General features: G+C 57.1%; 22 protein-coding genes. 8 read left to right on the plus strand and 14 right to left on the minus strand.

All coding sequences use genetic code 11. The features are described 5' to 3' along the window. Nucleotides 1-24 precede the first annotated feature (24 nt). From FOM92_RS06095 to FOM92_RS06110, 4 genes are read right to left on the minus strand one after another with little or no spacing between them, the layout of a single operon-like run. Nucleotides 25-462, minus strand: coding sequence for a response regulator (locus tag FOM92_RS06095; RefSeq protein ID WP_143775875.1), 438 nt, complete (start codon nucleotides 460-462; stop codon nucleotides 25-27). Further along, nucleotides 447-2,402, minus strand: coding sequence for a sensor histidine kinase (locus tag FOM92_RS06100; protein ID WP_143775876.1), 1,956 nt, complete (start codon nucleotides 2,400-2,402; stop codon nucleotides 447-449). The genes FOM92_RS06095 and FOM92_RS06100 overlap by 16 nt, the downstream gene beginning before the upstream one ends. 3 nt (nucleotides 2,403-2,405) lie before the next feature. Next, the gene (locus tag FOM92_RS06105; RefSeq protein ID WP_246087162.1) at nucleotides 2,406-3,086 is read right to left on the minus strand and encodes a response regulator; all 681 of its coding nucleotides are present in this window, start codon (nucleotides 3,084-3,086) and stop codon (nucleotides 2,406-2,408) included. Beyond that, entirely contained in the window at nucleotides 3,053-4,159 is a 1,107-nt protein-coding gene (locus tag FOM92_RS06110) for a sensor histidine kinase (RefSeq protein WP_143775877.1), read from the minus strand. Before FOM92_RS06110 ends, FOM92_RS06105 begins: the two co-directional genes overlap by 34 nt. 192 nt (nucleotides 4,160-4,351) lie before the next feature. On the opposite strand from FOM92_RS06110, the gene FOM92_RS06115 reads away from it, so the two are divergent. After that, nucleotides 4,352-4,936 (plus strand): phosphoribosyl-AMP cyclohydrolase, encoded by a 585-nt coding sequence (locus FOM92_RS06115; RefSeq protein WP_143775878.1) that lies wholly within the window; start codon nucleotides 4,352-4,354, stop codon nucleotides 4,934-4,936. Nucleotides 4,937-5,028: 92 nt separating this feature from the next. Beyond that, entirely contained in the window at nucleotides 5,029-5,709 is a 681-nt protein-coding gene (locus tag FOM92_RS06120) for an OmpW/AlkL family protein (RefSeq protein ID WP_143775879.1), read from the plus strand. A gap of 88 nt (nucleotides 5,710-5,797) precedes the next feature. Here the strand turns inward: FOM92_RS06120 and FOM92_RS06125 are convergent, their stop codons facing one another. The 3 genes from FOM92_RS06125 to FOM92_RS06135 all read right to left on the minus strand — a co-directional run bounded on the left by FOM92_RS06125 (nucleotide 5,798) and on the right by FOM92_RS06135 (nucleotide 8,199). Next, the gene (locus tag FOM92_RS06125; RefSeq protein ID WP_211347352.1) at nucleotides 5,798-6,553 is read right to left on the minus strand and encodes an SDR family NAD(P)-dependent oxidoreductase; all 756 of its coding nucleotides are present in this window, start codon (nucleotides 6,551-6,553) and stop codon (nucleotides 5,798-5,800) included. A gap of 55 nt (nucleotides 6,554-6,608) precedes the next feature. Next, the gene (locus FOM92_RS06130) at nucleotides 6,609-7,505 is read right to left on the minus strand and encodes a haloalkane dehalogenase (RefSeq protein ID WP_143775881.1); all 897 of its coding nucleotides are present in this window, start codon (nucleotides 7,503-7,505) and stop codon (nucleotides 6,609-6,611) included. Nucleotides 7,506-7,590: 85 nt separating this feature from the next. Continuing rightward, nucleotides 7,591-8,199, minus strand: a complete 609-nt coding sequence (locus FOM92_RS06135) for a TetR/AcrR family transcriptional regulator (RefSeq protein ID WP_246087163.1) — start codon at nucleotides 8,197-8,199, stop codon at nucleotides 7,591-7,593. 113 nt (nucleotides 8,200-8,312) lie between these two features. Here FOM92_RS06135 and FOM92_RS06140 point away from each other — a divergent pair, with 113 nt between their 5' ends. Both FOM92_RS06140 and FOM92_RS06145 read left to right on the plus strand, forming a co-directional pair. Further along, complete coding sequence (locus FOM92_RS06140) at nucleotides 8,313-8,576, plus strand: hypothetical protein (protein ID WP_143775882.1); 264 nt, start codon at nucleotides 8,313-8,315, stop codon at nucleotides 8,574-8,576. Further along, nucleotides 8,573-9,202 carry a hypothetical protein gene (locus tag FOM92_RS06145; protein ID WP_143775883.1) on the plus strand — a complete coding sequence of 210 codons (630 nt, stop codon included), beginning with the start codon at nucleotides 8,573-8,575 and terminating at the stop codon, nucleotides 9,200-9,202. Before FOM92_RS06140 ends, FOM92_RS06145 begins: the two co-directional genes overlap by 4 nt. A 17-nt stretch (nucleotides 9,203-9,219) precedes the next feature. Here FOM92_RS06145 and FOM92_RS06150 read toward each other — a convergent pair whose 3' ends face one another. Beyond that, nucleotides 9,220-11,562 (minus strand): transketolase, encoded by a 2,343-nt coding sequence (locus tag FOM92_RS06150; RefSeq protein ID WP_143775884.1) that lies wholly within the window; start codon nucleotides 11,560-11,562, stop codon nucleotides 9,220-9,222. A gap of 131 nt (nucleotides 11,563-11,693) precedes the next feature. Here FOM92_RS06150 and FOM92_RS06155 point away from each other — a divergent pair, with 131 nt between their 5' ends. From FOM92_RS06155 to FOM92_RS06170, 4 genes are all read left to right on the plus strand, one after another. After that, a complete protein-coding gene (locus tag FOM92_RS06155; protein WP_143775885.1) occupies nucleotides 11,694-12,173 on the plus strand; it encodes an Lrp/AsnC family transcriptional regulator in 480 nt (159 codons plus the stop codon). 17 nt (nucleotides 12,174-12,190) lie between these two features. Then, nucleotides 12,191-13,567 (plus strand): amino acid permease, encoded by a 1,377-nt coding sequence (locus FOM92_RS06160; protein ID WP_143775886.1) that lies wholly within the window; start codon nucleotides 12,191-12,193, stop codon nucleotides 13,565-13,567. Nucleotides 13,568-13,665: 98 nt separating this feature from the next. Then, nucleotides 13,666-14,982 (plus strand): omega-aminotransferase AptA, encoded by a 1,317-nt coding sequence (gene aptA / locus FOM92_RS06165; protein ID WP_143775887.1) that lies wholly within the window; start codon nucleotides 13,666-13,668, stop codon nucleotides 14,980-14,982. A 139-nt stretch (nucleotides 14,983-15,121) separates the two neighbouring features. After that, nucleotides 15,122-16,177: a hypothetical protein gene (locus FOM92_RS06170; protein WP_170226796.1), complete on the plus strand. Its 1,056-nt coding sequence runs from the start codon at nucleotides 15,122-15,124 to the stop codon at nucleotides 16,175-16,177. A gap of 27 nt (nucleotides 16,178-16,204) precedes the next feature. Here FOM92_RS06170 and FOM92_RS06175 read toward each other — a convergent pair whose 3' ends face one another. From FOM92_RS06175 to FOM92_RS06200, 6 genes are all read right to left on the minus strand, one after another. Then, nucleotides 16,205-16,774, minus strand: coding sequence for a hypothetical protein (locus tag FOM92_RS06175; protein ID WP_143775889.1), 570 nt, complete (start codon nucleotides 16,772-16,774; stop codon nucleotides 16,205-16,207). A gap of 758 nt (nucleotides 16,775-17,532) precedes the next feature. Further along, a complete protein-coding gene (locus tag FOM92_RS16235; RefSeq protein WP_143775890.1) occupies nucleotides 17,533-17,736 on the minus strand; it encodes a DUF6980 family protein in 204 nt (67 codons plus the stop codon). A gap of 324 nt (nucleotides 17,737-18,060) precedes the next feature. Then, entirely contained in the window at nucleotides 18,061-18,534 is a 474-nt protein-coding gene (locus FOM92_RS06185; protein ID WP_143775891.1) for a hypothetical protein, read from the minus strand. A 287-nt stretch (nucleotides 18,535-18,821) separates the two neighbouring features. Beyond that, a complete protein-coding gene (locus FOM92_RS06190) occupies nucleotides 18,822-19,892 on the minus strand; it encodes an alcohol dehydrogenase family protein (RefSeq protein WP_143775892.1) in 1,071 nt (356 codons plus the stop codon). Continuing rightward, nucleotides 19,889-21,139, minus strand: a complete 1,251-nt coding sequence (locus FOM92_RS06195) for an aromatic ring-hydroxylating oxygenase subunit alpha (RefSeq protein ID WP_143775893.1) — start codon at nucleotides 21,137-21,139, stop codon at nucleotides 19,889-19,891. The genes FOM92_RS06190 and FOM92_RS06195 overlap by 4 nt, the downstream gene beginning before the upstream one ends. Then, a complete protein-coding gene (locus FOM92_RS06200) occupies nucleotides 21,139-23,583 on the minus strand; it encodes a GcvT family protein (RefSeq protein ID WP_143775894.1) in 2,445 nt (814 codons plus the stop codon). The genes FOM92_RS06195 and FOM92_RS06200 overlap by 1 nt, the downstream gene beginning before the upstream one ends. Between the last annotated feature and the right edge of the window lie 2 nt (nucleotides 23,584-23,585).

Consider the following 23,585-nt stretch of genomic DNA (forward strand, 5'->3'; position numbering starts at 1 on the left):
TTTAATTGTACGTGCCGCCGGGACTCACCCCTGCCTGAGGCGTTCATACAATATGCGGGTCTCCAGCAAATTGGAAATCCGTAAAGCGACTTCGATGACGTCGAACGGTTTCGCGACAAAGTCCTTGGCACCAAGTGCAAGGGCACGCCGACGTGTCTGCAGGGTGGTATCCGCGGTGAGGACCAGAACGGGGCGGAATTCATCCGGCTGATCATGGCGCGAGAAGGCCTCGAGCAACTGGAAACCGTCGACCTTGGGCATCATCAGGTCGAGCAGCACCAGATCGGGCGACAATTTGATATACATTTCCAGCGCCTCTTCCGGATTTGTCAGGCAATGGACATCCCGATACCCTTCCCGGTCGAGCACATTTGCAAGCAGGAGGACGTTGGTTTCCTCGTCATCAATGGCCAATATGCGCCGACTAAGAAGTTCCTTATTGCTGATCAGTCTGGCTGGCATGGATTTTCATCTTCCTTGATAGCTTTGGCGGCAGGCAGCGTGAACCAGAAGCATGCGCCCTTTTCACGGGCGTCAAAGCCGATTTCGCCGTGCATGGATTCGACCAGCCTTTTCGACAGGGCGAGCCCCAGTCCTGTTCCCTCAACCTTCGCGCGCGTCTGCTGGCCGAGGCGGTCGAAGGGGGTGAACAGGCGCGGAATGTCGGATGGGTCAATACCTTCACCATCATCTTCAACCAGCACCTGAACCATATCGTTCAATGACCGGCAGGACAGACGGACCAGGGTTCCGCTGCGGTTATATTTCGCCGCATTGGCGACCAGATTCAAAACCACTTGTGTCGCACGCCGACGGTCGGCCAGCGCGACCAGATTGGGCGCAGGCAGGTCGAGAACAAATTGCAAGCTGGCCGACGCGACGATCGGTGATGCAAATGCGTGCACCTCCTGCAGCAATTCGCTCATATCGACATCTTCGGTCGAAACCTCGGTACCGCCGGCTTCGATACTTGAAATATCGAGAAGGTCGTTGATTAGGGAGAGCAAATGCCGTCCAGCCTTCATGATCTGGTGCACGGCCTCCTGATGCCTTGGCGAAAATTGTTCTTCGTCCAGTTCCAGCAACTGGCCGAAGCCCAGAATGGCGCTCAGGGGCGTGCGCAACTCATGACTCGTCCGCGACAGAAACTCGCTTTTTGCAAGACTGGCGGCAACCGCTTCTTCCCGCGCTATGCGGAGGGCTTCTTCCGATCGGCGGCGTTCCGTCATGTCGCGGGTCACTTTTGCAAAGCCCCTGAGATCGCCGCGATCGTCGTAAAGCGCGGTAATGACGACATTTGCCCAGAAACGTGATCCGTCCTTGCGGATACGCCACCCTTCATCCTCTGCGGTGCCCGCCTCGCTTGCCCGTTCAAGCATTTTCGAGGGCAGATAGTTGCGCGTTTCCTCCGGATAGAAGCGGCTGAAATGCTGTCCCAAAATCTCTTCGGCAGTCCAGCCCTTGATCCGCTCGGCTCCAAAGTTCCAGCTTACCACCACGCCGTCGGGATCAAGAACGAAAATCCCGTAGTCCCGCACCCCTTCAATGACCAGACGGAAGCGTTCCTCACTATCACGCAGCGCCTGTTCGCGTGCGCGCAAAAGGGCGCTCGCCCTGTCCATACGCTGCCCCAGAGTGCCGATTTCGTCGGCATCATCGGGCATCGCCGTCAATGCCTCGCCCCGGGCCAGCAGTTCCGCATTATGTTCGAGCGTGCGGACACGGCGGACGATACCGGTGGAAAACAGATATACGGCGGCCAGACTGCCCAACAATCCGATCATCGCGCTGATCGCGGTCAGCAGCAGGAAACGGTTGCGCACCTCGTCCACCTTGGCCTGCCTCTGGTCAAGCAGGACGCGCTCGCGCCGCTGGATATTCTCAATCTCGCGCCGCATTCCGTCCAGGACGATCTTGTTCGAAATCAGTGCTTCTTCGATGGCAATCGCATTGGAAGACCGGACAGCGGGCGTTCCTGCAAGGGCGACGATTTTCTTCAGACCTTCGCGTTTGCGCACTGTGGCCTGACGGATACGTTCGAAACGCTGCCTCACTTCGGCATCGCGGATCTCGGCATCAAGGCGCTCCATCGTCGCCGGCAATTCCGCCTCTGCCTTGCGGTAGGGTTCCAGAAAACGCGACTGGCTGGTGAGGACATAGCCGCGCACACCTGCCGCCGCTTCGGCCAGCAGCGCATGGACCTGATAGGTGTCGCGCTGGATTGCGAAGGCGCGGCGGACATCGTCTTCCGCCCGCGATTCCGCATTACTTGCAAGATAAAGCGAGATCAGCGCACCGAACAAAATGCCGAGCGGCAGCGCGACCACGACCAGCCCTTTGAACGCAAGCGGCCTGTCGGTCCAATAGCTGGTTATGGCCCAGCTGGATTTTGCCGCCGCCATGGCTTAGGCGTCCTTTGCGCGGTCTTGGGTGGCAACGACCGCGGCCTGCGTACGATCGGAAACGCCAAGTTTTGCAATGATCCGCTCGACATGCGCCTTTACCGTCGCAGGGCTTATGGTCAGCGTCCGTGCGATCTGCTTGTTGGTCATGCCTTGCGAGACCAGCATCAGCACCTCATGCTCACGTTCGGTCAAAACCGCTTTTGTATCAGCTGTGCGTGCGACACGTTCCGGCGCGCGCAACGCCGCATTCATCAAGTCCAGCGGCACGGCCGTATGCCCGTCCAGCACCTGCGTTACCGCACGGCGCAGGTCTTCGATGGCGGTATCTTTAAGGACATATCCCGCGGCGCCTGCGGCCAAAGCTTCCCGCACATAGGCGGGCATGTCGTGCAATGTCAGCATCAGCACTCGGGTGGGCAGACCCAGCGCGACAATCTCCCGCGTTGCCTGCAGTCCGTCCATGCCGGGGCCCAGCCGGACATCCATCAGCACGATATCGGGCACGGTTTCCTGGACGAACGCAACGGCTTCTTCGCCGGTCGCCGCCTCTCCTACAATTTCGAAGCCTTCGCCTGCCAGAACCGCTTTCAAACCTTCCCGCGCAAGCGCGTGATCGTCGACAATCAATATACGAGCGAGCGCCATGATCAGATGGTGACCGGAAACTGCGCGACCACGCAAACGCCGCCCTTGGGCACCGAAGTCCAGCGCAAACCGCCACCTATGGCCGTCATCCTTTCACGCATGACCTCGATACCGACATGGCTGCCGGCATTTTCGGAATGGCTTTCCACCAGCGTCGACGGGCAACCTTTCCCGAAATCCTGAATGCGCAGGATAGAACCGTCGGCTTTTTCGGAAACCGCAAGCTCTATCTCCACCCGGCAGGAGGAACCTGCATGTTTGCGGATATTTGCCACAGCCTCCTGCGCCACCCGGAACAGCGCGGTTTCGAGATGTGCGGGCCATGCAACCGGCTGCTTTGAAAGAGAGACGGAAACATCATAACCATCGGCACGAAGCGCGTCGGCGAGTGCAACCAGAGCGGCCTCCAGACCAAGATCATCCAGCAAAGTTGGCCGCAACCCGCCAATCACGCCGCGCAGTTCCGTCACCAAATCCCGCGCAATCGCCGCAAGCTTGGCACGTTCGGCGGCGGGAATGTCGGCATTGGGTTTTGTTGTCGTCCCTTCAAGTATCCGGACCAGAGCGGTTGCGGTCTGGGCCACACCGTCGTGCAGTTCCTGCGATACCCGGCGGCGCTCTTCCTCCTGCGCGGAGATCATACGCCCTACCAGATATTCAAGGCGCAGTTCGCGTTCCTGCAAGGTGCCGAGCAGCCGGTCGCGGTCATGCGCATCGTTCATCCGCGCAATGGTGGCCCCCATCAGTTCCAGATGCATGCGGAACGCCTCGGCATCTTCCCGGTCAGCAATCTGTTCCAGACCCGTCAGCCCGTCGATGTTGATCCGCCCGACGATATGGTTCCCCTCGCCCGGTGCATATATGGCGATGCCCGCATCTTCCGCGCGCATGCTGATTTCGGCGCGCGACTTGCCTACAAAAAAGGCCAGCCGCTCGGCGCAGCGTTGCAGGACATCCACGCTATTTTCAGGCGTGGCCTGTGCCATTTCGCGTCCACTCGTCGACAGCAGGCGTAACCGCGCACCACGTGCTTCGGACGCACGATACAGCTCGCGCAGTTCCGTGATCGTATCGATCTGCTGGTCAAGAAGCGGTGACGAGATTCGCATCGCGCCGTTGTAGACACTCCGTCACGGAGTGCATAGGCCAACCGGCCTAGGCCGCGCGGCGGGCCATCCGGCCAATTTTGGCACGCACCCAATCGCTCTATCTCCTCGTCATGGGCACCAAGTCCATTATTCGTGCCGCGCGCCCTGCAAACCAGCAGACTGCCGCGCGGCTTCAAATCGGGAGTGCAGATTATGAAGAGTTTTCGTTTGAAGATGGCAGCCGCAGCGCTGCTTCCCCTATCGCTGATGGCTGCGCCTGCTGTCGCAGGAACGCAAACCGTTCACGCAGCAACGGCGCCCTATGCGCCGATTACGCTTGCCGAAGTGGAAGCCGCCCAGAAAGCATGGGGCGATGCGCTGGTTGCTATTTCGACCGAATATGACCGCAAGGGCTATGCCGCTGCAAAGCGTCTCGCTGAAACCGTTCTCGACACCGCCTATGGCTATAATATGGGTCCTGTCCTGTTCAAGCCGACGCTAACCGTGGCACCGCAGACATTCCGTACCCAGCGTGATGGCGCCCTCGCTTATTTTGTTGGCGGCGACAAAAGCTATCCTAAGGACACCGGCTTCGCACTGAAGGGCTGGCGCTCGTACAAGATCGAAAATGCGAGCGTGCTGATCACTGGCAACTCAGCGACATCGATGGGCAATGTGATGCTGACCGACGCTAAGGGCAATGTGACCACGGTCGACAAGACCTGGGGCTATGTCCGCGACGGTGAAGGCAAGCTGCGGATCGTGCTGCACCATTCGTCCTTGCCCCACAAAGACTAATTTCCCCCAAGATGGTCGCCCCGAAGGGCGGCCATCCCCCTCCCCCCAACAGGGATATTCCTCCCCAGAATTCCCCATAAGGAAATAGAACGATGAAAAGGCATAACCTCCTTTTTGCGGCCTGCTGTGCTGCCGCAATGACGCTTGCGACACCTGCATATGCCGGTGACAGTGAAGGCAAGATCCAGTTGAAGGCATTTGCAACCGGCGTGTTGCCTGACGGCGCGATTACCGATGTCAAAACCGACCTGATCGGCCTGCCTGCCGGGTCACAAACCCGCGCAACGGATTCTTATGTTCCCACCATTGCCGCGGAATATTTCCTTTCGCCCAACTTCTCGATCGAAACCATTTGCTGCATCACACCCCATGATGTGCGTGGATCGGATGCACTGGCTGGCGCGCGTTTGATCGAAAATGCGATCATTCTGCCTGCGACCGTTACGGCGAAATATCATTTCAATCTGAGCGAGGGCGTAAAGCCCTATCTTGGCGCAGGGCCGACGCATTTCTTCATCTTCAGCGAAGATGTAGGCGCTGATGCCGCGGCATTGGGCGCTACCGATGTCAATCTGTCCGATGAACTCGGCTTCGTTCTTCAGGGCGGTCTCGACCTGAAACTGAACGACAAGGGCCTTGGTCTTTCGATTGACGCCAAACGCTATTTCGTAGGCACCACGGCAACATTCCGTGCGGGCGCTGCGACGGCGCTGCAAACAAAACATGACCTCGATCCGTGGGTCATTAGTGCCGGCCTGGCGTACCGCTTCTAACGGTTCACCAGACCGTCGCGTGGAGGCTGTCTGCAACCGTCGATCCCACCGCAGGCAGCCAAAACGCTTTATAGACTTCGCGCAAAAACTATTGCGCGCGCGTTTTCAAACGCAAACTGTTCCAGCTGGCATCGCCGGTCCAGCCCCCGTCCACCGGCAGGCTGACCCCGTTGATGAAATTGTCTTCGGACGCCAAAAAGGCGATCGCTGCCGCCACATCCTCTGCCTTGGCAAAGCGGCCCATCGGAACCCGATCGATGATATCGGTATCATTATAGGCGCCCGTTGCCTGTGACATCACATCCATGTCGGTCTTTATCCAGCCGGGGCAAACCGCGTTGACACGAACGCCGCGTCCGCCCCATTCGGCGGCCAGTGTCCGGGTCAGACCGATCAGGCCATGCTTTGAGGCGTTATAGGCCGCCCGGTGTATAATCCCGTACAATCCGGCAATCGACGCGACATTGACGATACTGCCACTTCCCTGCGCCAGCATCTGGCGCCCAAAGGCCTGCGACAGGAAAAATGCCGCTTCCAGATTGATGGACATCACCTTGTGCCACTCGCTCCGTCCGATCTCTTCCGCAGGGACGATCATGCTGATGCCGGCATTGTTGACCAGCACATCGGCTGCGCCATGTTCGGCCGCAACCTGGGCAGCCAATGCGGCAACAAATTCTTCCGAAGCGATGTCGCCGCTAATGCCCTGAACCGACAATCCGGATGCCGCCAGTTCCGCAACAATGTTTTCCAATGGCTGCAGGTCGGTCATCACGACATGAAATCCGGTAGAGGCCAGTTTGACCGATGTCGCAAGGCCAACCCCCTGGGCTGCACCTGTCACTACTGCTGTCCTCAACGCCCTGCACTCCCCTGATATTTCCGATACTGTTGCCCGGTCATGCCTTGGCGACTTTCAATATGCAGTCAACAAATCCTTTGGGATCATCCTCCTGAATGAAATGTCCGCCTTTCAATGTCGTGTGCGGCTGGCCTTCGGTTCCGGGAACGCGGCCAATCCACCGTGCTTCGCCCCCTCTGGTCACCGGGTCCCCGTCGCTGAAGCAGCAGAGAAAGGGTTTGTCGAATTTCTCGAGAACCGCCCATGCCTTTTTCTGGTCAGAGATCGCGACATTATTTTCAAACGGAACGAACGACGGGAAAATCCGCGCAGCAGCAGTGTAACGGCTGTCAGGGAACGGCGCATCATAGGCCGCGATCTCGGCTTCGCTCAATCCACGCTTGGTCCCTGTGCTCACAATCTTGCCGATCGGAAAGAAGGGGCTCCACTTCGAAAAGGCGCGCCAGATGGCAAAGGCACGCGGCGCCGGACCACCTTCGGGAAGGCCCCCATTCGACAATACAACGCCGGCAAAACGTTCCGGCATTTCGCCCAGCAGACGCAATCCGATCAGCGACCCCCAATCCTGGCAAACAAGGATGATATTGCGCAGATCAAGCTGTTCAAGCCATGCGTGCATCCAGGCAACATGCCGGGCATAGCTGTAATCGCTCTTTTTCGAAGGCTTATCCGATTTGCCAAATCCGACGAGATCGGGTGCCACCACACGAAGCCCCCTTTGCGACACCGGCGGGATCATATGCCGGTACAGATAGGACCAGCTTGGTTCGCCATGCATCATCAGGACCACCTGTGCATCTTTTGGACCCTCGTCGACATAATGAACACGCAGGGCGGTTCCGTCCATCGGATCGGAAATCTCGGCATAATGCGGCTGGAACGGGAAATCCGCGATATCCGCAAATGCGGAATCGGGTGTACGTAGGACCTTCATAGCAATCTCCGCCAATATATTGGCACGGGTCGTGCCATATTCTATTTTCGCGGTCAATCAGATGCGGGATAACGCGCTTTTGCGCTTACCTGTCGGGAAATTGCCGCAACGCATCTGTCAGCAAGCGGTTGATGACCCGACGGGAGTCATCGTCGGACAAACCCTGATCATGGCGTAAAAGACGCCAGGTCTGAAAACTCAGAATGACGTTGAGACTGCGCAAGCCGGCCATATCCTGCTTGACGCTGTCGGGTACCAGGGCCTCTATCCCGTCTACCTCCGCCTTCAGCAGGCGTTTATAATCCTCCATCAGATAGGATGACTGGAAACGCTTGAGATTTGCGGATATCCGGTAGGGCAGGATCGTTTCAAACACGACAGCGCGCCGTTCCGCGACCTCCAAAATGCGCGTCTTCCAATCAGCGCCTGTCAGCGGCGGCGCGATGATCGGCAGCACCCGCGTTTCAATCACGGCCGTCATTTCACGGTAAAGCGTGTCCATATCGTCGAAATGCCGGAACACGGTTCGCAAACCGACGCCTGCAAATTCCGCGACACGTGCCGCGCTGGGCGCGACGTCGCCATTCTCCACCAGATGCAACATCGCCTCGACAATTTTGGACCGACTGGACCGGCTGCGTGCATGGCGGCCATCCAGTTGTAGGCTTTGCGGTGCTTTTTTCTTCACTGTCATGGGCAATGGTTTCGTTTCTTTTGGTTGCTTTTACAAGGCACAAGCCAACTTGCCAAATTCTATTGGCATATATAATGCCAATTTATTGAACAATATGAAGAGGAGCCGTCGCAATGCAAAAAAGGTGGGTTTCAATCATGTCCGGCATGGCGCTTTTGACGGCCGCCCCTGCCCCTGTACATGCAAATGTGCGTGAAGCGTGTATGGCCGATATACAGAAATTCTGCTCCCCCGAACTTGCGACATTCAGCAGGGATAAGGTCCGTGCCTGTCTGATCCGCAATATCCAGAAAGCCTCACCCGGCTGCAAGGAAGCGGCAAAGGCACAGCGTGACCGGCAACGTGCGGTAAAATCAGGCACGGCGGGACAAGAATGATGGCCGTTGCAGTCATCTGGGGCACGGCGCTGGCACTCTATCTATTGTTCCGCCTCTGGTACGATAGCTGGTCAGGTCCGCTGAAAGCACACGAAATCGACGCCTTCATCAATGCAACGCAGGACCGTTTCGAGGCATCGGGCAATGACGCATCTGTTTTGCGCACATTTCTCGAAGCCGATGATGGCCGTGAATTCGTGATGCTCAATCTGGTGAAAGCGCAGATGGATGATGTCAAAGATCCCTCAACCGGCCAGATGGTGCCGGGAATCAGCCTGCTCCAGCGTTACTCCAAACGGTTCATGCCGGTGCTTTTCCGCAATGGTGGCCATCCTGTGATGGTCGGGCGCAAGGTTGGCGGCTATATCGACGCATGGAATACCGAAGGCGATCCCGGCTGGACCATCTTCGGACTGATGCGCTACCGCAGCCGGCGCGATATGATAAAGCTGGTGATGGATCCCGCTTTCAAGGAAGGCCATCCCGACAAGATGCTGGGAACCCTTGCGACATTTTCATTCCCGACCCAAAGGGTGCTGTCGCTCTATCTGGGGCCCCGGGTCTCTGCAGCTCTTGTCATCGCCCTGGCCGCCGCCATTGCGCATATCATCTGGCTCAGCGCCTGAGCCTTTGCCCAACCGGCTTACCGGACCAGAAACAGCTCCGCCATCGCGTCGATCACCGCATCGGCGTCAAGTCTGTAGGTGCGATAAAGGTCGGGCAGGTCACCGGTCTGCCCAAAACGGTCGGTGCCGAGCGGGCTGATACGCATCCCCTTCACGCCGCCAATCCACGATAGCGCACCGGGCGATCCGTCAATTGCGGTCACGATTCCGGCCCCAGGTGAAAGTTCGGACAAGAGCGTCTCGATATGGCTTGTGGCGCCATGACGGCCTGTCCATCGCGCTGCCTTTTGCGCGGACCATTCGCGGTGCAACAGGTCGGGCGATGTGATGTTGAGCACACCCAGACCCGGAATATCATCCGCCAACTGATCATAAGCCGACAGGATTTCAGGGGCAATTGCACCGGTAAAGGCAATTGCCGCCTGCGCGCCCGGTGCAGGTTTACGCAACCAATAGCCCCCTTTCAGGGCATCTTCCTCCCACCGTGTGTCGTCGCGGGTGACTTGTGGAATCTGCCTTGTGCTGAGCCGCAGATAGACCGAGCTGCCGTCCGGCTTCTGCAGATATTCAAACGCCCAGCGCATGAACAGCGCCACCTCGTCCGCATAAGCGGGTTCGAAATAGGCAAGGCCCGGCTGCCCCATACCGATCAGCGGCGTGTTGATCGATTGGTGCGCCCCACCCTCCGGTCCCAGCGTTAGGCCGGACGGTGTCCCCACCAGCAAAAAGCGTGCGTCCGAATAACATCCGTAATTCAGCGCATCGAGCCCGCGGGAGATAAAGGGATCATATACCGTGCCCACCGGTATCAACCGGGTCCCGAAATGTGGCGCGGCCAGACCGAGGGATGTCAGCAGCAGGAAAAAGTTGTTCTCTGCAATGCCGAGTTCAATATGCTGCCCTGCGGCATGGGCTGCCCATTTCTGGGCGGACGGAATCTTGGCCTCGCGAAAGATATCCGCAACCTGTGACCGCCGGAACAGGCCCCGCTGATTGACGAACCCGCCCAGATTTGTCGTTTGGGTCACGTCGGGCGCGGTTGTGACAATATGGTCGGCCAATGGTTCGGATGACTTGGCAAGGTCCAGCAAGACATGGCCGAACGCCGCCTGTGTTGATTGCGTTTCGCCCGTCGGAACCGGCAGGCGCGCGGGCACGGATATCGGTGACGGCGCGGCTTCTTTGTCCTTTTTCGACAGCACGCTCTGGCCGACAAATTCCTTCAGGCGTGCCGCCATATTGCCGCCCAGACCGGCAAAAGGTTCCCACTCCTGCCCGGCCTCGATCCCCAAAGATTCGCGCAACTGTTCGATTTGCGCAGGGTTCATCATGCCGGAATGGTTGTCCTTATGTCCCGCCAGCGGCAGGCCATAACCTTTGACGGTATAGGCAATGAACAGGGTGGGCCGGTCATCGTCCGCGCTGTCAAAGGCATCCATCAGCGAGGCAACGCAATGTCCGCCGAGATTGGTCATCAACATAGCGAGGCCATCATCGTCAAAACTGTCGAGCAGCTTTTTGACATGGGGTTTGTGGCCGATATCGTCGATCAACCGCGCGCGCCAGGCGGCACCGCCCTGATAGGTCAGCACGGCATATTCGGCATTGGGGCAGTTTTCGATCCAGTCCTCAAGCGACTTTCCACCCGGCCGCGCAAAGGCCGCACGCAGCAGCTTTCCATGCTTCAGGGTAATGACACGCCAGCCACAGGTTTCGAAAATGTCATCGAAGCGGCGGAACATGCGGTCGGCGGTTGTGCTGTCGAGCGACTGGCGGTTGTAATCGACCACCCACCAGCAGTTGCGGATATCATGCTTATAGCCTTCGATCAGGCACTCATAGATATTGCCCTCGTCCAGTTCGGCATCGCCCATCAGCGATATCATGCGTCCGGCATTGGCTTCGGCCATGGAACCATGCGCGACCAGATAGTCCTGAACAAGGCTTGAGAACGCGGTGATCGCGACACCCAGGCCAACCGAGCCGGTGGAAAAATCGACGGGGATTTTATCCTTGGTGCGCGAGGGATAGCTTTGCGCGCCGCCCAATGCGCGGAACTGCTGCAACTGCTCAAGCGACTGGTTGCCGAGCATATAATGGATCGCCTGCAACACAGGGCCTGCATGCGGCTTTACCGACACCTTGTCATTGGGGCGCAGGGCGTGAAAATAGAGCGCGGCCATGATCGCCGTCATCGACGCGCAACTGGCCTGATGCCCGCCTACTTTCAGACCGTCACGCTTTTTGCGGATATGGTTGGCGTTATGCACCGTCCAGGACGACAGCCAGCGCAGCCGCGTATCGAGCGCCTCAATCGCCGCTACTTTTTCTTCGCGCGCATCCGCAATTTTGGTCGCCATGGTGATATGTCCCCGCAATCCTGAACGCGCAGAGTTTAGCCGGCAGACGTTAGCATGTCCTTGCGTATAGTCTGGTTATAGGGCATGTTTTTGGCAGAATATCCCATGAAGCGAGAAAATTGAGACAGATAATGCCAGAAAATGCATTGGATGCGATAGACCGCAAAATAATCGACCTGTTGCAGGCCGATGGCCGGATGTCCAATCAGGAGCTTTCCGACCATATCGGCCTGTCCCCCAGCCCGTGCCTGCGCCGGGTACGCCAGTTGGAGGCAAATGGCACAATTGCGCGCTATGTCGCGCTGGTGGATCCGGACAAGGTCGGCCTGTCCGTCACTGCCTTCGTACGCGTTCGTCTTGACCAGCAGGACGACCGCCATTTGCAGGAATTCGAAACGGCTGTGGCAGGATTTCCCGAGGTTATGGATTGCTACCTGATGACGGGCGAAGCCGACTATCAGCTGCGTATATTGGTCAGCTCGCTCACCCAGTTTGAGGACTTCCTCCGCAGACGCCTGACCAAGGTCAACGGCGTCGCAAACGTCACCACCAGCTTTGCCTTGCGACCTGTCATTTACAAAACCGCGGTACCGACGCTACAACCCCTTTGAAGAAGGGGGATATTTTGATGGAATCAAGCATTGCGGCACCGAACGAGCTGAGCCGGTCCTTAAAATCGCGCCATGTGTCGATGATCACATTTGGCGGAATCATCGGCGCAGGGTTGTTCGTTGGCTCCTCGACCGCGATCGGCAATATCGGTCCGGCTGCGGTGCTGAGTTATGCCATTGCCGGGTTTCTTGTGCTGCTCGTCATGCGGATGATCGCGGAAATGTCGGTCGCAATGCCGGGAACGCAGACCTTCCCCGATTTCGCGCGGCAGGGCGTCGGCGACTGGGCCGGCTATATGGTTGGCTGGCTTTACTGGTATTTCTGGGTCGTGGTGATCGCAATCGAGGCGATTGCCGGGGCCAAGATCATCCACGGATGGTATCCGCAACTGGAGGTCTGGGAAATCGGTGTCGCGCTCATGGCGGTGTTGACGGCGATCAACCTGATGTCCGCAAAATCCTATGGCGAATTCGAATTCTGGTTTGCGTCGACCAAGGTTGTTGCAATTCTCGTCTTCATTCTTGTGGCCGGGGCTTATGCAACTGGCGTAACCTCGCCATCGGGATCGACGTTCGCGAACCTCACAGCACATGGCGGTTTTGCACCGGCAGGCGTGGCCGCGATTTTTGCAGGTGTTGCAACCACCATTTTCTCGCTTTGCGGGGCCGAAATCGCGACGCTTGCGGCGGCGGAATCGGAAGAAGGTTCCAAGACAATCGCGAATATGACCATCTCGGTTTCCTTGCGGATCCTGATCTTTTTCGTGCTTTCCATTTTTCTGATTGTCTCGGTCGTTCCCTGGAACGAGATTGAGGCCGGCACCTCGCCTTTTGCCCATGCGCTGCGGGAAATGGGTTACCCGGGTGCCGACCTGATCATGGAAGCCATCGTCCTTGTTGCGGTACTGTCCTGCCTGAATTCAGGGATTTACATCACATCGCGCGCGATGTTCGGCCTCGCCCGAAATGGCGATGCGCCGCAATCCTGCATCAAGCTGAGCCGGGCACGCGTTCCGGCACGGGCGATCCTGATCGCCAGCCTCTTCAGCTATTTCGCCCTTGCGGCATCCATCCTGTCGCCGGACCAGGTGTTCAACTTCCTTGTCACATCCTCGGGCGCCATCATGCTGTTCATCTATATGCTCGTGGCATTTGCCCAGTTGCGCCTTCGCGCCCGGTTCGAGGCCGAAACGCCGGAGCGGTTGCAGGTTCGCATGTGGCTATACCCCTTTGGCACATGGTTCGCGATTGCCGGGATGGGCGGCGTGCTTGTGATGATGGCCCTGTCCCCCACAAGCTCAAAGGAATTATGGGCCAGCCTGATCGTAACCGCCGCTTTCCTGCTGGGTTATTGGGCGAAAAACCATTTTGGTTCACGGTCAAAGGATGTCTGACCGAAAGCAAAAATTTTCCAGTCGGAATAAAGATTTGAGTCGCGCCAAATTCACTGACCATTGCATAAGCGGCAGACGCGTTACGCCGGAGTCCGATTATGAAACTTGAAAATGATCCTTTAGCCGCATTCTGGATGCCGTTCACGGCGAACCGGGCCTTCAAGAAAACGCCGCGGCAACTGAAGTCGGCGAAGGACATGCACTATACCAGCGACGACGGCCGGCAAATTCTGGACGGCACCGCCGGGCTGTGGGCGGTCAATGCAGGTCACTGCCGCGCGCCCATTGTGGAAGCCATCCAGAAGACCGCTGCCGAACTGGACTATGCCCCGCCCTTCCAGCTCGGCCATCCGCTGGCGTTCGAGCTCGCCTCGCGTCTCGCGACGATCATGCCCGAGGGGCTGGACCGGATATTCTTTACGAACAGTGGGTCGGAATCGGTTGATACTGCACTGAAAATTGCGCTCGCCTATCAGCGCGCCATCGGCCAGGGCAGCCGCACCCGCCTGATTGGCCGGGAACGGGGCTATAATGGCGTGGGCTTTGGCGGCATTTCGGTGGGCGGCATCGTCAACAACCGGCGGCAGTTCGGAACGCTGCTGACCGGCGTCGACCATCTGCCGCATACCCATAATCTGGAACATAACGCTTTTACCAAAGGGCGTCCCGAATGGGGCGGGCATCTGGCGGATAATCTGGAGGCGATTATTGCCCTGCATGGCGCGGAAACCATTGCCGCCGTCATCGTAGAGCCGATGGCCGGATCGACGGGCGTGCTCGTGCCACCTGTGGGCTATCTTGAAAAGCTGCGCGAAATCACCCGCAAGCATGGCATTGTCCTGATCTTCGACGAAGTGATCACCGCCTTTGGCCGTGTCGGAGGGGCGACGGCTTCGGGAACGCTGGGCGTAACGCCCGACATCATCACCATGGCCAAGGGCCTGACCAACGCCGCTGTGCCCATGGGTGCGGTTGCGGTCAGCCGCCATATCCATGACGGCGTGGTCGAAGGCGGCCCGGACGGTATCGAGCTGTTCCACGGCTACACCTATTCCGGCCACCCGCTCGCCGCCGCTGCGGGTCTTGCAACACTTGACCTCTATAAGTCGGAAGGCATTTTCGAACATGCCACATCGCTCCACGGCTATTGGCAGGACGCTGTCCACAGCCTGAAAGGCAAGCGCCACATCATCGACATCCGCAATATGGGTATCGTCGCCGGTATCGAGCTGGAGGCGCATGCCGGCGGTGTGGGCAAACGGGGAATGCAATTGTTCCACAAATGCTTCGATAACGGCCTGCTCGTCCGCGCAACCGGTGATATCATCGCCCTGTCGCCTCCGCTGATATTGGAAAAGGCGCATATCGACGAGATGATCGGCCGGATCGGGGAATTGGTCGAAACCGTAGACTAGGCCGGGTAAAAACACCGGTCAATGTGGACGCATTCATCCCAAAGAAGGCGCTAAAGTTCGCCCCTAAAATGTCGTTAAACCAGTCCGGTGGGACATGGCGACACGAACTTTCTTCCTTTGGTTTTGCTTGTGGCAAATAGTGCTTACGGGCAGCGCACATGCCCAGTCCATAACGACCTATTCCAATTCAACCGACTTTAATGCCGCAATGCCGACCACCGGCGTTGTCCAGAAGTCGGAAAATTTTGCCGCCGTCACATCCAATTATGCGGTATCCCAAACCACTCCGAACAACTGGAACGGTTTGACCATTCTGGCCTCCGGATTTTCGCCCTGGGGTTCCTCGCAATATTGCACAAGCCTCAGGGCCTGTCTTAACTGGACAACATCGCCGCCCACTACGCCCGGAATTTATGTCGCTATCGGTACGCCCGGCATAGACAATGGCACCGTGCGCTTCACACCCACCGGCCGCGCATTTGCCTTTGCGTTCAACTATTGGGACTGGAACGATGGCAGCCAACGTTCGGAGTTGCTTGTAACGCTCAGCAACGGGTCAACCTTTGTCATCACCGGCCCCACCACCGTATCCGGCAGCCCGGGCGGCTTCATGGGTTTCCGTATCGATACGGCGTCCATCTATTCCGGCATAACGATATCGCATGTCACCTGGCGCGGCATCGGGTTCAATTCCGAAATCATCGGCATCAACAACATCCAGATCCGCGAAGCCGCCCCTGTGGTTCAGGTCAGCAAAAATTCCACCATATGGGACCCGAACCCGTCCAACGCAAAATCCCTGCCCGGCAACGATGTGCTGTACGAAATAAGCATCGCCAATGCCGGTCTGTCCGCGCCGGATGCAGGATCGATATTCATCGTGGATGCCCTGCCGTCGCAGCTGTCCTTCTGGAACGGCGATATCGACCAGGGCGGTTCGGAAACCTACGCGACCGTTGCACCCATCGGTTTCAACCAGACAGGCGGCGCAACCTTGTCCTTTGATCCCAGCACCGACCTCAGGGTCGCGTTCGGAGCAACGGCGCCGACCACATTCAGCCAGTGTTCAACCCTGCCGATGGATTCAAGCTACCGGTCCGATGTCAAATTCCTCTGCATCCGGCCCAGCGGCACCCTAAACGCAGGCCCCGCCGTCCCCCAAATGAAACTGAAATTCCGCGCCCAGATCAAGTAGGCTGGTTGAGGGTGTGCAGGCGCGAAGTTAACGTTCAAACTTCACCGCAAATCCAATTGATTGGAGCGACACCCTGCCCCCTGTCGCCAACAGTTTAAGCTCGTCACATCGGAAAAACGAGATACCGACATACCCCGCAATTTTGTCACTATATTCGGGAGGCTTTTTGCTCCTAAAAAAATCTTCCAACTCCACTACCAGTTTTCCAGACCGATCCCGAAGTTGCAGATATTGTGTTGGATCATAACTGGTGTCTGCCCGGTAACTTCCCTTCTGGAACTCTTCATATGTCACATTACCGGTTTCGGTGATCAGCAATTCATCCCCGCGCCACGGCAATCGTTCGGAGATTCGCATGCTTGGATTGAAGTGCAGGCCAGCGCGGTCGACGCAAATTGGCGAACCATCCTGACGGTAATGAATGACCAGCTTCTCCCTTTTGCGTAACAACTGTTTCCCAAGGAATATCGTACTTCCGTCGGAGAAACTGGCCTTCTGAAAACCGATCCCGTACGGTTCAATATCGGCCTTGGGATTGAAGTCGCTGCAACCCGAAAGGAGGAGAACAATTGTAATAATTGGACTTCCTACTTTCATGATCAATCCCCGCCACTTGGCCTGTTAGATTTGTTGGCACCAGTCAGAACGTTTGGAAATCGAAAATTCCAGAAATGTATCGTGTAGCAAGATAGCAATATTCATCGCTCGCGTAATGTTTGCAATGTTGCCGGACCCAACGGATCAAATTTGGCAGCTTTGTTGAGAGAAGCGGACGTCAAAGAATTACATAACAGTCAAAATGTGATGTTTGTCTTGCTCATACCGATGCCATCTACCCAGATTAAATAGGTTTTACCGCGTACCGCAGAAAGGGCAGCGACCTCCTGCCAACCTGTAGGTGTCTCACCCACGCGAACAGAGGCGAGGTCGAGACACTGAATGTCGCCTTTCACCTCAATAAGCCAAACTGCGTGGTCCCGCTCCCACGATTCAGGTTCGTACAATCCAACTTCGCGGACACACGGGGCCTGCTTATCGCTGAAAATGAATCCCCAGTCTTGGGATAACTTGATATGTTTTCGACCAGCAACGTCCACCACGGAGACATCAATGTTGGGTGGCGAACACGACAATAGCAAACCCAAAGCCCCTAGGATTATGGTATATCTGGCGCTGGTATTCACAGATCTAACCTACCTTTAACTGAAAAATGCGTAAGTTTATCGTCTCCGGAAAACCCGCTTTAACTGCTGAATGCCCCAAAAGCCGACCTCTATTCAACTGATGAACGAACGTCAGGTAACGATAGCTGGAGCTTATGAGACGAAAGTCCGCAATGTTGTGGAAAGCTGCCCTCAGTCCAAGCCGTTTGGAAGCTTAGTCGCGCACCAAGGGCAGTATGAAATTGTGATGACCGAGTGGCCCCCGTCATGGATAATAAGCCCGTAGCTATCCTCAGAATAATCGATGAGGCAATCAGGGCAATCAAATCGGTCTGGATGCATGTCACAAATATTCTCGACATTAGAGTGCATCATTTCACAACAGTGTTTGGTCATGTTGCCATTTTCCCAGATTTATTGATTGACCGCAATCTAGTGCTATCGTGGCCATCAGGCCCGATTAGCCAGTGCTCTTTCCAACCAGTGTATGCGTTTAAGCCATTGCTTCGACATTTTAGCTGACGGAGCGATGCTTAATCGCATGCGCGACCTCTCGATCTCAGACAGCAGTTCTTCATAGCTGAGTTTATCAAGCTCATCGTCGCGATGGGGAATGGCTGACCTTTTACCCATGGGACAAGTGTATGCGACGGATCAAACGTCCGCAATGTTGTCGTTTCCGGAAAGTCCGGTTTAGCAGCTTTGTTGTGGAAAGCGGACCTAAGCGTTGCGACTATAAATCGCTTCGACAGAGGGGTCTTGTTCCATCTGGAAGATCAGATGACACGGATGATTTCGCTTTTGCCACCCCGGCAACTGAAGCACCCAGACAGTGATGAGTTCGAACACCCACGATCTGGGATCGGTGAAAAGATTTGCCGCGTTATTGACGACAATGACCATGCCCGACTCACGCTGGCTCAACGTTTCGAGGTCATCCATGAATCGATACCACCCCAATATCCCCGTAGGAGGGTGTGGTTCATAAGGCGGATTGTCCGTCCGCAGTTGCCGCCCAAGTGAATTTAGCGCTTCATATTCATTCACTTTGGTAGCATCGAGATACGCCCACACTATGCCCCGCTCCGCCAGCGTCTCGGGGCCTACATAGTCGGCCGGATCATCGTCCGACGCGGCGCGCCGGAAATGAACGCGTCCGCCAAAGTCAGGGTGATCTAGATACTCGTATGCCATCGATTACGGCTGCTACAGCATCTTCAGAACATCCGCTACGTTATCGTGTCCTGACAGTCCGACTGTAACATCCGCCCTCACCCAAAGCCGCCAAAGGCAACTTGCCCCCTAGAAATGTAGGAAAAGATTTGAGAGCATCCCGCGGCATTCGCGAAAGCGGGTGCGGCTCTTTGAACTGTTGACACTTCGTGCATATTCGGACGACCGGGCCGCGTTAATTTAAAGCAACAAAGGATACATTTTCACGATGCGTTTGCGTGTCTTTTGTATCTTTAAGTCTGGCTGGATCAGAGGACCAGAACGATTTTCCCCACATGGCGCTTTGTCAGGAACGCCTCCTGCGCTGCGGCGATGTCGGTGATGGGATAGGTGGCGGCGACCAGCGGTTTGATTTCGCCGCGTTCGATATAGCCGACAAGATTGGGAAACACCCCGGGCTCCAGCACGGTACAGCCGATGAGGCGGAGGTCTTTCAGGTATAGCGTCCGCAAATCAAGGTCGACCACAGGGCCGGAGATAGCGCCCGAAACACCGTAACGCCCGCCGCGTTTCAGGCTGTTGAGTATGGGTCCGAACTGTTCCCCACCGACGATATCGACCGCGGCATCGAAATATTCGGGGCCGAAAAGCGATTCCAGATCAGCATCGCGCGGGACGACCTGGTGCGCGCCGAGGCCGCGCACCGTCTCTGCCTTTGCATCGGCGGCCATGGCGGTCACCTCTGCACCGCGCCGCTTTGCAAGCTGGACTGCGGCCGATCCGACACCGCCCGATGCCCCTGTGACCAGCAGGCGTTCGCCCGCCTGCAAACCGATGCGGGTCAATATGTTTTCGGCGGTGGCATAGGCGCAGGGAAAGCTTGCGAGTTCCACGTCGGAACAGGCGGATTCGATGCGGTGGGCGTGGACAGAGGGAACCCGTGCATAGTCGGCAAAGCCGCCGTCCACTTCCGAACCGAAATAGCGGATATCGAACGGGCTGCTGCCCCTGAATACCGGTTCGACCAGCACCCGCTGCCCTATTCGTACCGGATCGACGCCTTCGCCCACGGCGACGAGTTGGCCGCAGGCATCCGCGCCCTGTATGCGAGGAAAGGTGAATGCGGCGCCCGACCAGCCATCGTCGCCGGCGCCTTCGATACCGGTGGCCGCGCCCGCATCGGTCGCTTCGGCAACGGCCTTTGAATACCAGCCGATACGGGTGTTGATATCGGTATTGTTCACCGCCGCCGCGCCTATGCGGATCAGGACCTCGTCCGTACCGGGTTGTGGGACGGGAACATCGGTTCGCCATTCCAGCCTGTCATAACCGCCATAGCCGGTTAGCAAGACGGCGCGCATGACGGCGGGGACGGTCATTCGGCCCGCTCAAGCCCGAACTGGTTCAGATACCATTTCTGGAATTTGATGACGCTGCCTTCCTGATCGGAATAGCGTCCGGGACGGTAGCGGGTGGACATGATGCCGGTCTGGTTATTCTCGGTAATGACCTTGTCCTGCGTCGTGGTGGCATGATAGCCCCAGGTCATCTTGGGAATATCGACCTCGTCCTCCCCGGCCCGGCCATCGACAATCCAGATCATCTCAACATCGGTTTCCAGCGCGCTGCGCGGCGTGAACTGGAACAGGATCGCAAAATGATCGTCGGCGACAATCTGGCTGAAGGGGCTGAAACTCAGGTGCATCCGCCCGCCATCGGCTTTGGTCCGCTTGCCCATCAGGGGTGCCGGTGCCGACCCGTCCTGCGTTTCCGATGACCAGCCGTCTTTGTTCATACGCTGCATCATCAGGCGCAGATGGCTGCTGTCGGGGGCATCGTCGATATTGCCGATGGGACGCCCGGCGGCGGCAGCGCTTGCCTCCCATGCCTGTAACTTGGGGGTGAAGCTTGCAATGGCGTCGGCGGGTCCCGAACTTGGCCCTGCCCCCACCGCCACGATCGATTCCGCGGCATGCATCGAACAGAATTCGGGATGCGACGGGACGCAATGATAGCATTCGAAGAAATTCTCGACGACCAGCTTCCAATTGGCGGTGGTGGGATAGCTTCCGGCATGGGCGATACGGGCGGTATCAAAGCCGTGATAGTCAAGGATCGGGCCCATATCCCCAAAGGTCGCGTCGAAATCGACCGGCTCGTCCTCGCTCATATTGATGAAGATCAGGCCGTGGAATAGCCGGATATGGCACGCAAAAAGGCTGTTTTCCGCCTTGTCGAAATCCTCCGGCATAAGGCGCGCGGAAAGAAGCTTGCCATCCAGACCGAAGGTCCACGCATGGTAGGGGCACACCAGCCGCGGTGCGTTGCCGCTGTCCGCCTGGCAAATGGTCGATCCGCGATGGCGGCAGACGTTGAAAAAGGCGCGGACGCTGTCGTCATTTTCGCGGATGACGATGATCTGTTCGGCCCCGACGCGGAACAGGAAATAATCGCCCTTGTTCGGAATGCGGGAGATATGCCCGGCCAGCAGCCATTTCCGGCTGATGATGGTATCCATATCGGCCTTGAACACGGCATCGCTGCAGTAAAATTCCTGGTCGAAACTATATCCCACCCGGGTATTGGCGGCGAGCCTTTGCATCAGTTGGCTTTGCGTTTCAGTCATCAGATTTTTATCCGTGCGTTGCTGGGGTCGTAAAGGGGTTTGAGCGAGGCGAGAGCGGGATAGCGCACACCGGCAATCTCGATTTCATAATCATCGGCACCGATGGTACCGACGACGCCATTATCGGGGGCGGTAACATAGCCAAGTCCGCAGGCGCCGCCCAAGCTATGGGCATACATGCCAGACCGGATATAACCGGCGATCCGGTCACCCTGCCAGATGGGCTCATTATGGTAGAGCATAGGTTCCGGCGATTTCAGCAGGAACTGGACGAGCCGCTGTTTCAGCCCCGCCTCCTTCTGCCGCAACAGGGCTTCCCTGCCGATAAAGCCGCCGGCCTTGTCCATCCTGACCGCAAAGCCTAGCCCAGCCTCAAGCGGCGTGTCTTCGTCGGTAATGTCATGCCCCCAATGGCGGTAGGCCTTTTCCATCCGCAGCGCGTTAAGGGCATGGTATCCGCAATGCTTCAGCCCGAATGCAGTGCCCGCCGCGACAATCTCGTCATAGACGCCCGTCATGAATTCGGTCGGAATATAAAGTTCCCAACCCAGCTCACCCACATAGGTTATCCGCGACGCACGCACGAGGGCGTATCCCAGCTCAATCTCCTGCGACGTGGCAAATGGAAACGCTTCATGCGACAGGTCATTGGGACAGATCGACTGCAATAGATCACGCGCACGCGGACCCATGATCGAAATCACTCCCATGGCCGAGGAAATATTGGTCAGGACAGCATGGGCGTCTTCCGGAATTTGCCGCTTCAGCCAGTTGAAATCCTTGACCTCTGTTTCGGCGCCCGTGACAATCAAATAGGCGGTTTCAGACAGGCGCGTGACCGTCAAGTCCGCCTCAATCCCGCCCTTTTCATTCAGCCATTGGGTATAGATCAGGCGTCCGGGGGCGACATCGATGTCATTAGCACACACCCGATTGAGGACGGCCATCGCGTCCCGCCCTTCCAAGCGGAACTTGGCGAAGGAACTCTGGTCGAACAACCCGACGGCCTCGCGGACCGCCTTGCACTCCGCGGCGTTTGCCTCAAACCAGTTTTGCCGCCCATAGCTATATTCATAACGCGGTATACTACCCGGTTCGCCATACCAGTTGGGCCGTTCCCAGCCAAAGGCTTCACCATAACAGGCACCCGCTGCAACCAGGCGGTCATGAATCGCAGACCGGCGAACACCGCGCGCGGTTTCATATTGTTTGAACGGATAATGGGTTGCGTAGAGCAGCCCAAGGCTTTCGGTCACCCTTTCGCGCAGATATTTGCGGTTGATCTGGAAAGGCATGTTCCGGCGGATATCAACCGTCCACAAATCGGCAGGCGGGATGCCATCGCGAATCCAGTCGGCCATCACCTTACCGACGCCCCCTGCCGATTGAAGACCGATGGAATTCAGTCCTGCCGCAACAAAACAGCCTTTCAACTCGGCACTCTCGCCCAGATGGTATCGGACGTCCGGAGTAAAGCTTTCAGGACCACAGAAGAATTTCTGGATGCCGGCTTTTTCCAGGGCAGGCACACGGCGCATCGCATCCATCAAAAGCGGTTCGAAATGTTCGAAGCTGCCCGCAATTTCGTCGAAGCAGAAATCTTCGGATATGCCGTCCATCCCCCATGGCCGTGCATTTGGTTCAAATGCTCCGACCAGAAGCTTCCCGGCGTCATATTTGTAATAACCGCAATAATCATAGTCGCGCAAAACAGGCAGGGTGGAATCGATCCCCTCCACCCCTTCGAACAACACATAATAATGCTCGCAGGCATGCAACGGCGCAGTTACTCCGACACTGGCTGCCAAATCCCTGGTCCACATGCCGCCGCAAATGACGACATAGTCGGCGTCGATTGATCCCGTCTCGGTATCAACTCCCGTTACCCGTTCGCCATCGTGCCGAATTTTGGTGACTTTGGTATTCTCGAAAATGCGTGCACCGCCCGTTCTCGCACCTTTTGCCAAAGCCTGCGTAATATCTACAGCATTGGCATAGCCATCGCTGGGAATATGGATGCCGCCGACAACATCGTCGACATTAACGATTTTTGCGAGATCTTTGATCTCTTGCGGCGTGACCACATGGACCGGCAGATCAAACACCTTGGCCATAGAGGCGCTGCGCTTCAGTTCTTCAAAGCGCTCGGCATTGGTGGCCATCGAAATAGAACCGCATTGGCGATATCCGGTCGCCTGTCCCGTTTCTGCCTCCAGCCCACGATAAAGTTCGCCGGTGTATTTGGCGAGCTTCGTCATGTTAATGGAAGGCCGCAATTGCCCGACAAGACCCGCGGCATGCCATGTGGTACCACTCGTCAACTGTTTACGTTCGAGCAGGACCACATCGTCCCAGCCGATTTTGGTTAGGTGATAGGCAATTGAGCAGCCGATGACCCCGCCACCTATAATGACGACACGTGCCTTATTGGGTAGTTCCGCCACGT

The sequence above is a fragment of the Sphingorhabdus contaminans genome (genome assembly GCF_007280415.1).
GTDB classification, from domain to species: Bacteria; Pseudomonadota; Alphaproteobacteria; order Sphingomonadales; family Sphingomonadaceae; genus Sphingorhabdus_B; species Sphingorhabdus_B contaminans.

Coding starts and splice junctions, on each gene's coding strand:
- FOM92_RS06095 (WP_143775875.1), bottom strand. CDS start 462: ATGCCAGCCAGACTGATCAGCAATAAGGAACTTCTTAGTCGGCGCATA.
- FOM92_RS06100 (WP_143775876.1), bottom strand. CDS start 2,402: ATGGCGGCGGCAAAATCCAGCTGGGCCATAACCAGCTATTGGACCGAC.
- FOM92_RS06110 (WP_143775877.1), bottom strand. CDS start 4,159: ATGCGAATCTCGTCACCGCTTCTTGACCAGCAGATCGATACGATCACG.
- FOM92_RS06115 (WP_143775878.1), top strand. CDS start 4,352: ATGAAGAGTTTTCGTTTGAAGATGGCAGCCGCAGCGCTGCTTCCCCTA.
- FOM92_RS06120 (WP_143775879.1), top strand. CDS start 5,029: ATGAAAAGGCATAACCTCCTTTTTGCGGCCTGCTGTGCTGCCGCAATG.
- FOM92_RS06130 (WP_143775881.1), bottom strand. CDS start 7,505: ATGAAGGTCCTACGTACACCCGATTCCGCATTTGCGGATATCGCGGAT.
- FOM92_RS06135 (WP_246087163.1), bottom strand. CDS start 8,199: ATGACAGTGAAGAAAAAAGCACCGCAAAGCCTACAACTGGATGGCCGC.
- FOM92_RS06140 (WP_143775882.1), top strand. CDS start 8,313: ATGCAAAAAAGGTGGGTTTCAATCATGTCCGGCATGGCGCTTTTGACG.
- FOM92_RS06145 (WP_143775883.1), top strand. CDS start 8,573: ATGATGGCCGTTGCAGTCATCTGGGGCACGGCGCTGGCACTCTATCTA.
- FOM92_RS06150 (WP_143775884.1), bottom strand. CDS start 11,562: ATGGCGACCAAAATTGCGGATGCGCGCGAAGAAAAAGTAGCGGCGATT.
- FOM92_RS06155 (WP_143775885.1), top strand. CDS start 11,694: ATGCCAGAAAATGCATTGGATGCGATAGACCGCAAAATAATCGACCTG.
- FOM92_RS06160 (WP_143775886.1), top strand. CDS start 12,191: ATGGAATCAAGCATTGCGGCACCGAACGAGCTGAGCCGGTCCTTAAAA.
- aptA (WP_143775887.1), top strand. CDS start 13,666: ATGAAACTTGAAAATGATCCTTTAGCCGCATTCTGGATGCCGTTCACG.
- FOM92_RS06175 (WP_143775889.1), bottom strand. CDS start 16,774: ATGAAAGTAGGAAGTCCAATTATTACAATTGTTCTCCTCCTTTCGGGT.
- FOM92_RS16235 (WP_143775890.1), bottom strand. CDS start 17,736: ATGACCAAACACTGTTGTGAAATGATGCACTCTAATGTCGAGAATATT.
- FOM92_RS06185 (WP_143775891.1), bottom strand. CDS start 18,534: ATGGCATACGAGTATCTAGATCACCCTGACTTTGGCGGACGCGTTCAT.
- FOM92_RS06190 (WP_143775892.1), bottom strand. CDS start 19,892: ATGACCGTCCCCGCCGTCATGCGCGCCGTCTTGCTAACCGGCTATGGC.
- FOM92_RS06195 (WP_143775893.1), bottom strand. CDS start 21,139: ATGACTGAAACGCAAAGCCAACTGATGCAAAGGCTCGCCGCCAATACC.